This is a genomic window from Wolbachia endosymbiont of Laodelphax striatellus, assembly GCF_007115015.1.
Lineage (GTDB): Bacteria > Pseudomonadota > Alphaproteobacteria > Rickettsiales > Anaplasmataceae > Wolbachia.
Genome location: NZ_MUIX01000001.1, coordinates 1097709 through 1113731 on the forward strand (window position 1 = coordinate 1097709; position 16023 = coordinate 1113731).

General features: G+C 34.1%; 11 protein-coding genes. 7 read left to right on the forward strand and 4 right to left on the reverse strand.

Annotation, left to right across the window (positions count from 1 at the left end):
* Positions 1-23: 23 nt before the first annotated feature.
* The 6 genes from nuoH (at position 24) to uvrC (ending at position 8215) form a co-directional block, all read left to right on the forward strand.
* Positions 24-1049, forward strand: coding sequence for an NADH-quinone oxidoreductase subunit NuoH (nuoH, locus tag BVG17_RS05285; protein ID WP_063630946.1), 1026 nt, complete (start codon positions 24-26; stop codon positions 1047-1049).
* The gene (hemB, locus tag BVG17_RS05290; protein WP_063630947.1) at positions 1042-2055 is read left to right on the forward strand and encodes a porphobilinogen synthase; all 1014 of its coding nucleotides are present in this window, start codon (positions 1042-1044) and stop codon (positions 2053-2055) included. Before nuoH ends, hemB begins: the two co-directional genes overlap by 8 nt.
* 604 nt (positions 2056-2659) lie before the next feature.
* Positions 2660-3418: a hypothetical protein gene (locus BVG17_RS05295; RefSeq protein WP_006015763.1), complete on the forward strand. Its 759-nt coding sequence runs from the start codon at positions 2660-2662 to the stop codon at positions 3416-3418.
* Between the two features lie 44 nt (positions 3419-3462).
* Positions 3463-4302 (forward strand): glycine--tRNA ligase subunit alpha, encoded by an 840-nt coding sequence (locus BVG17_RS05300; protein WP_063630948.1) that lies wholly within the window; start codon positions 3463-3465, stop codon positions 4300-4302.
* A gap of 3 nt (positions 4303-4305) precedes the next feature.
* A complete protein-coding gene (gene glyS, locus BVG17_RS05305) occupies positions 4306-6414 on the forward strand; it encodes a glycine--tRNA ligase subunit beta (protein WP_063630949.1) in 2109 nt (702 codons plus the stop codon).
* Positions 6398-8215, forward strand: coding sequence for an excinuclease ABC subunit UvrC (uvrC, locus tag BVG17_RS05310; RefSeq protein WP_063630950.1), 1818 nt, complete (start codon positions 6398-6400; stop codon positions 8213-8215). The genes glyS and uvrC overlap by 17 nt, the downstream gene beginning before the upstream one ends.
* Positions 8216-8226: 11 nt before the next feature.
* Here the strand turns inward: uvrC and BVG17_RS05315 are convergent, their stop codons facing one another.
* The gene (locus tag BVG17_RS05315; protein WP_063630951.1) at positions 8227-8721 is read right to left on the reverse strand and encodes a Smr/MutS family protein; all 495 of its coding nucleotides are present in this window, start codon (positions 8719-8721) and stop codon (positions 8227-8229) included.
* Positions 8722-8813: 92 nt separating this feature from the next.
* Here BVG17_RS05315 and rlmB point away from each other — a divergent pair, with 92 nt between their 5' ends.
* Entirely contained in the window at positions 8814-9572 is a 759-nt protein-coding gene (gene rlmB / locus BVG17_RS05320) for a 23S rRNA (guanosine(2251)-2'-O)-methyltransferase RlmB (protein WP_063630952.1), read from the forward strand.
* A 90-nt stretch (positions 9573-9662) separates the two neighbouring features.
* Here rlmB and BVG17_RS05325 read toward each other — a convergent pair whose 3' ends face one another.
* From BVG17_RS05325 to BVG17_RS05335, 3 genes are all read right to left on the reverse strand, one after another.
* The gene (locus tag BVG17_RS05325; protein WP_143688859.1) at positions 9663-11663 is read right to left on the reverse strand and encodes a hypothetical protein; all 2001 of its coding nucleotides are present in this window, start codon (positions 11661-11663) and stop codon (positions 9663-9665) included.
* A 174-nt stretch (positions 11664-11837) separates the two neighbouring features.
* Positions 11838-12110, reverse strand: coding sequence for a GIY-YIG nuclease family protein (locus BVG17_RS05330; RefSeq protein ID WP_063630957.1), 273 nt, complete (start codon positions 12108-12110; stop codon positions 11838-11840).
* Positions 12111-12232: 122 nt separating this feature from the next.
* Entirely contained in the window at positions 12233-15658 is a 3426-nt protein-coding gene (locus BVG17_RS05335) for a peptidase M2 (RefSeq protein WP_172793465.1), read from the reverse strand.
* Between the last annotated feature and the right edge of the window lie 365 nt (positions 15659-16023).

Consider the following 16023-nt stretch of genomic DNA (forward strand, 5'->3'; position numbering starts at 1 on the left):
CTATTTTTTTGATTTAGGGTTGCATGTACTTGATATTTGATATTCTTTTTCTTCTTATTCCACTTTTGCTTTCAGTAGCATATTTAGTGTACTTTGAGCGTAAAGTTATTGGTGCAATTCAACTAAGGCACGGCCCGAGTGTAGTTGGACCTTTTGGGCTATTGCAGCCATTTGCAGATGCTATTAAGCTCCTGATTAAGGAGCCGATAATACCATTTAGAGCGAGCACCATACTGTTCATTATGGCTCCAATGCTCACCTTTATTTTAGCATTAATTTCCTGGGCAGTTATACCATTTGGAGCTGAAATAATTACAGAAAATGGACAGCAGGTAATAATCCCTAAGGTAATAGCAAATATTAATGTTGGAGTGCTTTATGTGCTAGCTATATCCTCTTTGGGAATATATGGCATTATTATTGCAGGCTGGTCTAGTAATTCTAATTATGCATTTCTTGGCGCTATAAGGTCAGCTGCTCAAATGATTTCATATGAAGTTTCAATAGGTCTAATAGTTGCTATAGTTGTTATTACAACTGGCACATTAAATCTTGGAGAGATGGTGGTAGCGAAACATAATATGCCATTTTGGATTGATTTATTACTAATGCCTATAGGAATAATATTTTTTATTTCTTTGCTTGCCGAAACTAATCGTCACCCATTTGACTTACCAGAAGCTGAAGCAGAGCTCGTCTCTGGGTATAACGTCGAGTATTCATCAATGCCTTTTGCTCTCTTTTTCTTGGGAGAATATGCAAATATGATTTTAGCAAGTGCTATGATGACAATATTCTTTCTAGGAGGGTGGTATCCTCCATTAGAGCTTAGTTTGCTGTATAAAATTCCTAGTTTAATCTGGTTTGTTTTGAAGATAGTTGTACTTTTGTTTATATTTGTTTGGATTAGAGCTACAATACCTCGTTATCGTTATGATCAATTAATGCGTCTTGGTTGGAAAGTATTTTTGCCAATATCGGTACTTTGGGTAATACTCATTTCAGGAGTGTTGCTTTTTACTGGGAATTTGCCTGGATCCAATGTTTAATTTTCCAAATACAAGGTTAAGGCGTAGGCGCTCAGGCAAGTGGGTGCGCAATTTAACAAGTGAAAGCACTTTATCAGTAAATGATTTGATTTTTCCCTTATTTGTTCATGACGGGGAAGAAACAATTGAGCCAATTTCTGGCTTACCTGATATCAAATGTTATTCAATAGATGGATTAATTTCTATAATTCAGAAAGCTAAGGACTCGGGGATTAATGCTGTTGCAATTTTTCCTGTAGTTGATAGTAAACTAAAATCTGAAAACGCCGAGGAAGCGTATAATCCTGATAATTTAATCTGCAAAGCGATTCGTGCTGTAAAATCGAAGATACTTGATATTGGCGTTATTGCAGACATTGCACTAGATCCATACACTACTCACGGTCATGATGGCATTTTAAAAAGCAGTAGGATAGATGTAGAAAATGACGAGACTGTGTCAGCATTATGTAAGCAAGCGCTTGTTTTAGCAAAAGCAGGATGCGATATAGTTGCTCCTTCTGATATGATGGATGGTAGGATAGGAAAAATAAGGAAAGCGTTGGATGATAATGACTTTCAGAATGTGTCAATATTGTCCTATGCAGTAAAGTATTGTTCTAGCTTCTATGCGCCATTCAGGCAAGTTGTCGGTTCGTGTGCGTCATCAAATTTCATCGACAAAAGTGGTTATCAAATGGATTATAGAAATGCACGAGAAGCAATCTGCGAAATCGAAATGGATATAGATGAAGGCGCAGATTTTATAATGATAAAGCCAGGTATGCCATACTTGGATGTAATAAAAACAGCAAGTGAAAAGTTTAATTTTCCGATTTTTGCTTACCAAGTAAGCGGCGAATATGCAATGATAAAAGCTGCAGCAAATAATGGATGGCTGGATTATGACAGAGTGATTTATGAGTCTTTAATTGGTTTTAAACGTGCAGGTGCAAGTGCAATATTTACCTATGCTGCACTTGATGTTGCAAAAAGTCTTAGCAGTGTGGAACATCTAAATAGGTAGCTGGCCGAAGTGACTTGACAAACCTTCCCACTTTCCTTATCATATCAATAAGAGTATTTATCCTTGTTTTTAATCTCTGCAGATTTAACAACAAAAATTCAGTAAAAAACTCAGGTATATATTGGCAGATTACATAAAATTATAGCGGCTGCATGTCTTTTTTATTTTTTCTACATTCAGCCAAAACACGCTTATTTTAAGCGTTAGCACATTATTACAATGCCAATTTACATTATAAAACTCACTACTGGGGGATTCTTTTGCCTTTTTTTTGCCTGGTAAATTTTTTAATACTTATAGTTAAAGCTTCAGGCCAGCGCGTGACGCATAGCTATACGGAGATTGAAGATGTCATTCAAGTAGCTGACACTGGAATCCAGGAATTTTTTGAGCACAAAGGAGACTTATTCTAAGTTTTTATTGGTAAGAAAGGCTGGATCCCAGTGTCGGAGCACTGGGATGACAAAAAAGGAGGCTACTAATATAAAGGGGCAACGGTTTAGATCGTTTTTAACTATTTGCCTTTTTTCTATGCAAGAAGTGTATTGATAAGTCCATTACAATTCAGTATTGTGAAAAATATAAGTCAAGTGTTAGTTAGGACATGGGGATTTTTTTTCAATTTTTGGGTAAGGTGCTAGGCAAGGTTTTTCCTGCCAAAATAGTAAGCTCTTTTTTAGGAGTAGGGTATTTACCGGGTTGGCAGCATTATTGGTCTTCTTTTCTAATATTATTTATTACCGACATTATATTAATGCTTACATACGGAGGTGATTTTATACTATATAAAATGCCGAATACAGGCATAGTTGTAGCTGCCATTTTTACCAAGCTAGCAATAGTTATGTTAGTGTTGCAATTAGTTGCAATATCCATTTTTCACATTCAAGATCCTTCAGCCAGCAGTGATGAGAATATAGTAATACAAATAGCATCAGGACAGGTGCTGACTGTTGCGCTTTCGATGCCGGCAATAATATCAATTTATTATACTGTAAGTAAATTCTATCTAAGTATATGTAAAGCAATACTTCAATGTCCATTTTGGTTTAATGATCTTATGCATTTGTTCTTTTTCTTTATAATACCTTATTTATTTTTTAATATTGTAGAAGTAATAAAACCATGGCCGATAAGTACGATACAGCTTAGTTATAACAATGCAATATCAATCACATTTGAAGGGATTTTTCATGTGTTTTATGCAGTGATTTTATTGTACTTGACTGCATTTATATTCTGCGATCTGACTATGCATGATGCGATTGTTTTAAACAAAAGCATATTTGAGTATGTAAAAGAAAGTTCAATAGCCTTGAGTGACTATTTTCATGGCACTATTAAAAAAATAAGTATAGAATAGTACTTATTTGCTTATGTATTCAGTTTAAAAGATATACAGTCTGCGTGAATCTACAGGATATAATAAAGGGATTACAAGATTTTTGGGCAGATGAAGGATGTACTATACTTCATCCATATACGTCTGAAGTTGGAGCTGGAACACTACATCCCGCAACAATCATGTCAGCGATCGACGAAAAATCAACAAAAATTGCGTATCTACAACCAGTAATCAGACCTGCAGACGGACGCTATGGCGACAACCCTAATCGCTTATATCAGCATCATCAATACCAAGTTATAATAAAACCATCTGGCAGCAATTTGCAAGATGTTTACTTAAATAGCTTAAAAGCTCTTGGTGTATCGACAAAAGAATATGATATTAAGTTTATTGAAGATGATTGGGAAAACCCAAGTGTTGGTGCATCCGGTCTTGGTTGGGAGGTTACATGCAACGGAATGGAAGTAACACAACTTACTTATATACAGCAAGTGGGAGGTATTGACTGCAGAATAATTCCTGGTGAAGTAGCATATGGGTTAGAGCGTTTAGCAATGTGCATACAGGGTGTAGATAATGTTTACGACATAATGTGGAACGGTGGCGGTGCAACTTATGGAGATATTTTTAAACAAAGAGAGCGAGAGTTTTCTTACCTGGCACTTGATTATTATGATACTAAAGTAGTACAACAGCAGTTTGAGGATACAGAAAAACTGTGTAAATTCCTTGTTGAAAAAGAATTGCCGATAGCAGCTTATGACCAATGTATTAAAACGAGCCATCTACTTAATCTACTTGATGCAAGAGGTGTGCTTGGTGTGAATGAACGTACAGCCTATATTGGTAGAGTGAGAGAGTTAACAAAAAAATGCTGTGAATTATATAGAGCAAAGTAGAATATGTTGTCACAATTATTGTTTGAATGTCTTTCAGAAGAAATTCCATCAAGAATGCAGAATTCATCTGCAGCTCAGGTTAAGAGCTATATCACTAATGCTTTTAGTAAAAATAATGTGAAATTTGCATCTATAGAAGTTTATGTGACTGCACGTCGCATTGCTCTTTTTATTGATGGCATAAGTGCTTTGGAGCTAAAAGATTCTAACAATGAGATTAAAGGACCAAGAGTTAATGCACCGAAAAGTGCTATCGAAGGTTTTTTGAGAAAAAATCGCAAAGTTGAAGAAGATTTACTCATTCGCAAAGTAAACGATGAAGATTTTTACTTCATTAAGAGAGAAAGCTGCTTATTTAACATCAACGGGTTTCTCAAAAATCAACTAGAGGAAATGCTAAAAAACTTTTCTTGGCCAAAGAGCATGAGATGGGGTGAAAGAAAAGAGAGATGGGTTAGGCCAATTAAAAATATTCTATGTATTTTTAATGACGAAATAATACCTGTATCTTTTGCAGGGGTTGCAGCATGCAACGTAACGTATGGTCATAGGTTTCTTTCGGGTGATGCAGCACTTACTGTTAAAACACCCAAAGACTATTTTGAATTGTTAGAAAAAAATAATGTCATTCTCCAGTTGGACAAAAGAAAGCAATTTATACTAGATCAGATTAATAAGTTTACAAAAGAGCAGAACTTACAACTTGAAAAAAATGATTATTTACTTAATGAATTGGCAGGGCTTATAGAGTGGCCAATAGTATTATTTGGTAAAGTAAAATCATCAGAATTACCGAAGGAAGTAATACTTAGTATAATTAATGCGCAGCAAAAGTATCTTGCTTTAAGTGATGGACAGAAAATTTCACATTTTGTTACTGTTGTAAATGTTAACAATAATGAAGTTGTCAAAGGCCATGAAAGAATATTAGAAGCACGTCTTGCTGATGCCCAGTTTTTGATATCTCAAGACAAGAAGGAAAACCTAGATTACTATGTCAAAAAATTGAGCTCTATTTCATTTCATGCTTCGCTCGGTAGCGTAGAAGAAAAAGTGAAGCGTATTATCGCTCTTTCAAAGTATATAGCGATATTTATTCCACATGCTTCATTAATTAAAGTTGAACGTGCTGCATATTTAGCAAAGGCAGATCTTGCAACGTTGATAGTGAAAGAATTTCCGGGATTGCAAGGAGTAATGAGTGGATACTACGCTTCTTATTTTCAAGAAGATAAAGAAGTAGTAGAAGCTATAACTGAGCACTATAAGCCAATTGGATCGGAGCAAGAATGTCCTAAATCTCCTACTGCGATTGCTGTAGCTATTGCAGACAAGATGGATAGTTTGGTTGGTTTAATTGCAGCAGGTGAGAAAATCTCTGGTTCGTATGATCAGTTTGGTTTGCGGAGAATGACAATTGGTATAATTAGAACAATACTTGAAAATAATTTGCATATTCCAATTAGATTGCTGATAGATAAGTCAGTATCTTTATGTTCAAGACTTCTATTGAATAAAAATATAACTCCAGTTGATAAGCCAAGTGAAAAACAAATTTCAGAACTAGTATTTAAATTCTGCTTAGAAAGGTTCAAGGTTATTTTAAAAAATAGAAATATGAGGCAAGATGTTGTAGATTCAATACTATATAAAGTCGATATTAATGATCTGCTGAAAGCGGAAAAGCAAACTGTGATATTGGATCGTTATCTTAGTACAAAAGAAGGTGAACAGGTTCTAAGCACTTATAAAAGAGCCAGTAACATGATGAGCAAAGTGAGAAAAAGTGATGGCACTACTTATAATGCATCTTACAGTAAGAAGTTTTTGATTGAAGATGAGGAGATTGCGCTATCAAATTGTGCTATAGCTGCTTGTAAAAACATAAAACAAGCGATAGAAAATAACTACTTTAATACAGCGCTTGATGCACTTGCTCGTTTTGCTCCATTTATCAATCAATTTATGGACAGTGTAAAGATTAACTGTGATTCTAATGAGCTTAGAATAAACAGGTTATCTTTGCTTGCAAATGTTGTTTCTACCTTTCATTTAGTAGCAGAGTTTAACCTTATACAGGTTAAACAATTGATAAATACTCAGGCAATATAAGGAACAAATCAAATCATCTCCACAATCCTGTGGCGTTTATAAGATGGTTGGAGATAAGAATAAGGTTTTATACATTGGTAAAGCAAAAAACTTGAAGTCGAGATTATCCGACTACCTTCAATTCGAAAACCTTTCTGAACGAATCAGAGTAATGATCTCACAGGTTATTAAGGTTGAAATATTCATCACTGAGAATGAAATCGAAGCATTGCTTCTTGAAGCACAGTTAATAAAATCGTTAAAACCATCTTATAATATTTTGCTTAGGGATGGAAAATCTTATCCTTATATAATAATTTCTAAGCATGATTATCCAAGAATAGCGAAATATAGAGGTAAGTTTAAGAAGAATGAGTTTCATTACTACGGCCCTTTTCCATCTGCTGCTGCTCTTAAGAACACTATATTATCATTGCAAAAAGCTTTTCTCTTAAGAGTATGTTCAGATCAATATTTCTCTTCAACAAAAAGACCATGTCTTGAGTATCAAGTTAAGCGCTGTTCAGCACCATGCGTAGATAAAATTACAAAAGATGATTACTGCAAATCAGTAAAACAAGCACAAGATACTCTGCTAGGAAGGAATAAAGAAGTGCAAAGACAGCTATTTTCTACAATGGAAAAGTGCAGTAGGGAGATGAACTACGAGCTTGCTGCTGTCTATAGAGATCGATTGAAATTTCTTCAGCAAATTCAAATGCAGCCAATGGATTTTTCTTTTGAAGAAGATGCAGATTTCTTTAGCGTTGTACGTGAGGCAGACTTAGCATGCATTGGTGTACTATCTTTCAGAGATAAAGGTAACTATGGAAGCATTCCTTACTTCATTGAGAATTGTAGTGATCATTCAAATGATGAAATTTTATCCACCTTTTTGGTCAATTTGTATAATCCAGTTAACACACCACCAGCGCAAATTTACGTTCCATATTCTATTGTGGATAAGGAAATTATAGAACAAGCACTGTATGCTCTTACTCAAAAATCAATAAAAGTTTTGCATGCGAAAAATAGTAAAGAACGTGATTTGTTGAATTTTATTTACAATAATTCTCAGCATAGCTTAGAGCAGAAGCTTACTGATTATAGAAATAACCTAGAAAAGCTCGAAGAGCTTAGCAAGATCTTCTCGTTACCAAATATTCCAAAGCGTATCGAGGTTTATGATAATAGCCATATATCTGGAAATCAACAAGTTGGTGTGATGATTGTTGCAGGGCAGGAAGGTTTTTTAAAAAGTGAATACAAAAAATTTACTATAAAAGAAGAAATTTCAGGTGATGATTATAAAATGATGAGAGAAGTGCTGACTAGACGTTTCTCTGGCAATATAAAAGATATAATCCCTGATTTTTTACTGATTGATGGCGGTCCAGGACATGTTTCCATAGTGCAGAATGTGTTGGAAATATTGAATATAAAAGTTCCTTTTGCTTGTATGGCAAAAGGTCATGATCGTAATGCAGGAAATGAAAGATTTTATGTGCCGAGCAGAGAAGAATTTACTCTAGCAAGTGACAGTAAGGTCATGCTTTATTTACAATTGCTGCGTAATGAAGCTCACCGTTTTGCAATAACTTCGCACAGAAAAAAACGCGATAAACAGTTTTTTGCTTCACAATTAAGTGAAATATCCGGTGTTGGCAGTAAAAGAAAGAAGGCACTCATGTCTCATTTTGGTTCGGTAGAAAATATAAGCAAAGCTTCTCTAGCTGAAATTCAAAACGTACCTGGAATTAGTAAAGGTTTAGCAGAAATCATTCTTCAACACGTGAATTCTAAGAAAGGTACTCCTAAATAGGTACTCTAAAATTAACCTTTATTTCTTCTTAATAAGACATAAAAAGCTCCTTTGCCACCATGTTTTTTTATGGCTTGCTGATAGTATAAGATCATATTTCGAACTTTTGTGTCATTCAACCACTTATTTAAGCTATTCTTTATAGTGTCTATTTTATCTGTACTATTACCATGCCCCGTAATTACCAATAAGCACCTATTCCCTGCTTGATAATTTTTGATAATAAAATCTATCAATTGACAATAAGCATTATCTATACTATAGCCATGCAAATCGAGTTTATCGCTTATAAAATATTTGCCCCTATCGATCTTTAATTTTGTATTGTAGTCAAGACAAAATGATGAATCACCATTATCAGTATTAAGAAAATTTTCTTGTAAACTAGAGGCACCTTTATCAATCATAGATTTTATTATATTTACTTTGTGATCAACTTTCAAAGTAACTTTTCCACATTCTATTGGCTTAACATTTTTTTGCCAATCTAACTCATCATCTGACATAAATTCATTAATTGAACTGCATAATTTTACAACAATATATAAACACAGTAAAATATTGCTTATTCTATAAAAAACTGATTTTCAATAATGAGATGAAATCATCAAAAGCTAATGAAAACTGTTGGATATATGGAAAGCACACTTGTATTTCAGCATTAAGAAACAAAAATAGGCGGTGTATAGAACTGTTAGTAACAGAAAATTTCTACAGAGAATTTGAGAAAGAAATTAAACAATGTGCAGATAGTAAGGGCATTAAACCTCGACTGGTAGAGAACAAAATGTTCAATGATGTTTTACCCAAAGGTGTAAATCACCAAGGAATTGCTTTAAAAGTTACTCCTATTTTTCATAGCTTAAATATTGAAGAAATAGCTGAAAACAGCTCTACTATAGTCATTTTAGATCAAATTACTGATACACACAATATAGGATCGATTTTAAGAACCTCAGCTTGTTTCAACATTGATGCACTGATTTTACCACATCACCATTCACCTAGCGAAAATGCATCTATCGCAAAAGCAGCAAGTGGAGCACTGGATATTGTTCCTCTAATATACGTTACAAACATAGTAAAAACGATGGAGTCTTTAAAAAAGATAGGCTACTGGTGTTATGGGTTTGATTGCAATGCAAAGGAAAATATAGATGAAATAAAGAATTTTGGGCAAAAAAGAGTAATTATTTTTGGTTCTGAAGAGAAAGGAATGCGGAGATTAGTGAAAGAAAGTTGTGATTATCTTTTAAAAATTCCAATGTCAAACGTAATTGATAGTCTAAATGTTTCAAACGCAGCAGCAATAGGACTATATTCCATTTACATTAAAACAAAAATCACTGCAAATTAGTTGCAATAAAACAAGGATGTCATTCCAGCATGTGATACTGGAATGACAACAGTGAATGACATCGCAAAATGTCATTCACTAGCACTTACATTACCAATCCCAAGAAAGTGCTGAACTTGTATCTTGTGGAATTTCAAAAGATGGCTGTGACATTACTGCCTTTACAGCTTCTTGAAATCCTGCATCTTGAGCATTGACTGCAATTTTGGCACTAGCTTGAAAACTTGGGTTTTTTACTAGCTCGGTGGCTACATCTTCAGGCGTTGGTTTTAATCCTTTATCAGCTAAGAAATCTTTTGCTATCTTTTCACTACCTTGAGCACCATATACTTTGTCGTCAGCATTATGTTGAACCCTGTCTAAAGCTTTCCCAAGTTTATTTACTAAGATTGATTGTTTGCCATCTTTAGCAGGAAGGATAGCTTCTGCAAAAGCTTTTTGATTTTTTGCATCTGTAAGGTTGGAAGCGTCAATTTTAGCAAAAGTAGCACCTATTTTAGTTTCAGCAACATTTATAGGATTAGCAGGATCTGTAAGGTCTTGAGCATTGAATATAGCTTCAACAACGGCTTTGTCTGCAGCTTTTGCTGAAAGTTCTGAAGTTTTCACAACTTTATCTGTAAGCTTTTCTAAAATAGCAGTAACTTTAGCATCATCTAAATTTGTACCATTAGCATCAGCTTTATTATCTAGATCAGTTTTCTTAGCAAAAGTAGCACCTATTTTAGTTTCAGCAACATTTATAGGATTAGCAGGATCTGTAAGGTCTTGAGCATTGAATATAGCTTCAACAACGGCTTTGTCTGCAGCTTTTGCTGAAAGTTCTGAAGTTTTCACAACTTTATCTGTAAGCTTTTCTAAAATAGCAGTAACTTTAGCATCATCTAAATTTGTACCATTAGCATCAGCTTTATTATCTAGATCAGTTTTCTTAGCAAAAGTAGCACCTATTTTAGTTTCAGCAACATTTATAGGATTAGCAGGATCTGTAAGGTCTTGAGCATTGAATATAGCTTCAACAACGGCTTTGTCTGCAGCTTTTGCTGAAAGTTCTGAAGTTTTCACAACTTTATCTGTAAGCTTTTCTAAAATAGCAGTAACTTTAGCATCATCTAAATTTGTACCATTAGCATCAGCTTTATTATCTAGATCAGTTTTCTTAGCAAAAGTAGCACCTATTTTAGTTTCAGCAACATTTATAGGATTAGCAGGATCTGTAAGGTCTTGAGCATTGAATATAGCTTCAACAACGGCTTTGTCTGCAGCTTTTGCTGAAAGTTCTGAAGTTTTCACAACTTTATCTGTAAGCTTTTCTAAAATAGCAGTAACTTTAGCATCATCTAAATTTGTACCATTAGCATCAGCTTTATTATCTAGATCAGTTTTCTTAGCAAAAGTAGCACCTATTTTAGTTTCAGCAACATTTATAGGATTAGCAGGATCTGTAAGGTCTTGAGCATTGAATATAGCTTCAACAACGGCTTTGTCTGCAGCTTTTGCTGAAAGTTCTGAAGTTTTCACAACTTTATCTGTAAGCTTTTCTAAAATAGCAGTAACTTTAGCATCATCTAAATTTGTACCATTAGCATCAGCTTTATTATCTAGATCAGTTTTCTTAGCAAAAGTAGCACCTACCTTTGTTTCAGAGATTTTATCATTTCCATCTTTAGCATCGAATATAGCTTCAACAACAGCTTTATCTGAAACTTTTGCTGAAAGTTCTGAATTTTTCAAAACTTTGTCTGTTAGTTTACCTAACATAGCATTCACACCAGCTTCAGTTGCATTAGAACCATCAATATTAGCTTTATTATCTAGATCAGTTTTCTTAGCAAAAGTAGCACCTACCTTTGTTTCAGAGATTTTATCATTTCCATCTTTAGCATCGAATATAGCTTCAACAACAGGTTTTGCTGCAACTTTTGTTGCAAGATCTGCAGTTTTAAGAAACGTATTCTCTGCTGTTGTTTTAGTGTAAACACCATTATCACCAGCTCCTGCTTTAAGCTTTCCTACTAGAGCATTTATAAAGTCACCATCGTCTATGAGCTGTTGTTCTGTTTTACCATTCAAATTATCACTCAACGCCATATCACACTCTCCGTTAATTATAAAAACCATAATGTGCATGAAAATAATATAAATTCCGTAAATACTAGATTTTGCATAAGATTTCCTTGAAGCTTTTTGCTTCAGAATTCTTCTCTTGTGATTCAAGTATGTAGCAGATGATGTCATCCCAGTGCTTGACACTGGGATCTCATTTTATTTTATAATTTCATCATATAAATCAGCCCAATTTGGTTTTTCCCTTTCAACTAAATCAATTTTCCACTCTCTTTTCCAGCTTTTCAAAAGTTTTTCTCTGTTCAGAGCTGAACCTACATCTTGAAATATCTCAAAGTAAACTAATTTCTGCACATTGTACTTTGATGTAAAGCCAGAAATAACTTTATTTTTATGTTCCCAAATTCGTTTAGTTAGATTTGACGTTATACCTATATACAGAGCCTTATTGTGCTTGCTTGTAAGTATAATAACTTTTCATATCTAGTAAGTAAATTTACTAGATCCCAGTGTCAAGCACTGGGATGACAGAAGAGAGAACTGGGGTAACATCGAATTGAATGACAAGAAGAGGGCAGGGCCCTCCTTGTATATTATATATAGGCTGAGTTATGATCGTGATAAACGTGATCGCTTGCGCAGTCGAACATTTTCACAAAACCATTCTCTAGATAGAGATTATATTCATGATGTTGATCTAATAACTCAAAGTTATCTTGTGTTTCTAAGCTGAAGTGACTTGAATCTGATAGCAATTCGTAATTTGGATTATCTATTTTACTAATGCTGCTTATTACTTTGCCATTACCATTTGATATAGCCAAACTATAACTATCACCATCCTTCATTATTTTGATAGATACCTTATCCTCAGGTAACACTATAAGCTTTTTCGTGTCACTATCGTGAATTAGAAATTTGCCATCTTTAAAGTAATACTTGTCTTCCGGCAAAGCACCAATCTTATAATCCGATGTATGCAGTTTGTTCCAAAAATCTAACACAGATTGCTTATCTGCTCCTTCTGCTCTATTATACAAGGCTTTCACATCATTATAATCTATGATTACATTTGCCTTATGCTTTCCTTCTACATCTCTATCATAGCTCTTTTCTATTTTCAAGATTGTGTCTTTCAACACTACCTGCTCTTTCTCCTCCACTGAAGCTGACCTTTTTGCCCTTGTTGGAATTTGTGGTTGATCAGACTGTATTTCACTATTGTCGTTTCTCTCTTCAGCAACAACATTAGTAGTACTATGAACTTCTGTCTTAGTTTCACTTACTTGCCCTTTTGGACTTTCGGTTTGTTTCTCTTTTGTGAATATTCTCTGATAGTCAGTGTAGCCTCTATTAGTGTCACCGATATCGCCATCACCTTGATCAAAAGTTATTTTTTTACTTCCATTTCCCATATCCTCAATTTCAACTTGAGGAGAAACAGATGATAGGAAATCGTTATAACTGTAGTTATAATCAGCAGAAAAGAATATTTTTCCTTTGAAGTTATGGAAGTTATTAGATAACATTCCAATTTCTTCATCACCATCAAATAGTTTTACTTTAGTGAAATATGTTTGATCTTTTATTCTAACTATTTCACCGCCGGAATTTCTTTGTATATGGTAATCATTTGGATCATGTTTAATGGTAAAAAGTTTACCAGGGGCATATTTTTCTAAGTTTATAAGGCCCACATTTATATGTTTATGAGAATAATCTCTCTTTTCATATTCATGTGCAAATACTGGGTCAATATATTTGTATTCGTCTGGTATAGTATTACCTTGAGCATCATACCTATATTCATTACCACGTTCATCAGCTGGCACCAATTTGTATCCGTCATCCTTTTGCACTAACTTTAGATGAGTAACTTCTTCAGGTAACTGATAGCGCACATTTTTTCCGTGATCATGAATGAATAAGTTACTCCCATTTACAACTTCACCTCTTTCATTTTTCATCTCTTCAGTGATATAGAAGCCCATATTTTTGAATGCATGTAGATTTTCGCCTCCTTGCTTTACAACCGCTTCGTATACATCGTCGTCTGTTCTATCAGTCCCTTTATCATCCAATAATGTTCCTTTTTCTACGATTACGCCGCTTTCTCTTTGCTCATCAGAATATTGAGCATGCTTTGAATCCTGATGATTTAGAATTTTGGTCCCTCTAAGAAGCAGAGAATCTAAATCTTTTTGAATGTGTCCAGTGCTAGGATGCAACAATTCATTTTCATGTAAATGTGCTTCATCAAAGTATTCATCACGTTCAACTGTTCTGCCATCTATCAGAGAAGCTTTATAATGACCATTTTCTTTTGTAATAGCCATATAAGCACCACCGTCATATTGAGTATTCAAGTTGTGCAATATGTCCTCAAAAACAAAAGTTTCTTTAGTTTGACCTTCAACTTGCTTAAAAAAGCCCGATTCGCTCGACAACTCTCCAAGCTTTGTATTCCCATCATATATAGATAGTGCACCCATATCTCCGTGACCAAGAGCTTTGATAGAGAAAACTTTACCTTCTTGTAGATTAATATGAGCACCTCTGATTAGGTTTGGATCGATATTAACCATCTCTTCTAACATCTTTTCTACGTCAATGTTCTGAGTTGCCTTTAATTGTTTTGAACCAGTGTCTATCATCTCATCAAGTAAGGATTTTTTCAATTCTTCATATCGAGAGGAAGAAGTAATGAAGTTATATTTTTCCAAAAGTTCTTCATAGGAAATCTCTTGCTTATGGTATTTTTCACGTACTTCAGCGGATTCCTTGCGAATCTGCTCATCCAGGTCTTTTAATGCATTATCATAAACTTTTTTTAGATTCTCATCGTAATTTGACAATGTCCTTAAAGCCTGATTTTTATACTCTAAACTGTTTTGATATTCATTACCTTGTTGATCAGAGTAAGTCAGCTTAACCTGTCCATCAGAAGTTTTGATTACCTTTAAGAAATGATATTCCTCTGATATATCGAGGTTATCATTTGTTGCCCTATTAACAGCGCGAGCAACATTATGAAATGCAACATGTTCTACAGGAGAAAAACTTCCAACGTTTTCTCCATCTATTTTTTCTATATTTGCTTTATAATACGATACATCTTTAATTTCTCCACCCACTATTTCTTGACCAGTTGCTATAAAATCTCCTTTTGTAACTTGCAAAGCGTTGAGATGTTCCATTGCAGTTTCTGTATCATTCTCAGCAAGCCAACTTTTGAAGTCAGCATCATGTCCTTTTATGTCTTTCAAGAAACTTTTTGATTCATCTGAGTTACCTTGACGTAAAGCATCTAGGTAGTCTCTTAATAAACTAGGATCTTTTTCCTGTAAGTACATTATCAACGCATGGCCTGTCTTATAAACCAAACTATTTTCTTCGCTGTTATTTGAATATTTTAAACTTAAAATTTTATCTAAATCTAGATTTGCAGCTTCGGTTTTATCGATACTTGACCCTTGAGCATTGAACTTGTGATCTGAATGATGTTCAAAGTAATCTGCAATTCCCTCCATTAATACTGTAGGTAGAGATTTTCCTCCTGTAGCCAAGTAAGTCAAACCATGCGCAAATTCATGCTGAAGGTTATGAACGCCGCCTTGCTGATAGACATACATCTCAGCAAAAACATCAGCTTCTCCTTTGTAGTAACATTTACCACCTTCATCTCCAAGGTAAGAACCAAAACGTTCGGTTCCACCAAGGTGAGTGTAATCAGCCTTATCATCAAACACATAAATTTTGAATGTTTGTTCTGAGCTACCAGGCTCCAGCTTAAATGCATCTTTAAAATTAGTAGCTGTTTCTCTTATCTCACTTTCAATGTGAGCAACTTTACTTGCTCTTAAATTATGAGAATAAACTTCTACTTTAATATTTAAATCTTTAACTTCTATGATATGCTTATTGTTAAAGTATTCTTCTTTAGTTATATTTTTATTTATTTGTTGATTGATTGTCATAATTCTAACCTCTAATTTATTAGTCTTTACAATATCAAGCATAAAGTGACTCATCTGAAGAAAACGTAAATTCTCATATTAGTATAGTTTATATCTTAATAAAAAAGTATAGATAGTTAACTCAATATGAAAAATCGAGAATATAGCTAAAATTCCATAGCTGTTAATAAGTAGCGGAATTATAAATATTAAGAAATTTATCAATTTTAAAAAAGGCAAAAAAATCCCTATATAGCGAGTTTTAATAATGTAAATTGATAATGTGCTAACAAACGCGATTTGGCTGAATGTAGAAAAATAAAAAAAGCCACTATAATTTTATGTAATTTGCCAATAAACACCTGAATTTTGTCGTTGAGCCCAAAAACAAGGATAAATACTCTTATTGGTATGATAAGGAAAGTGGG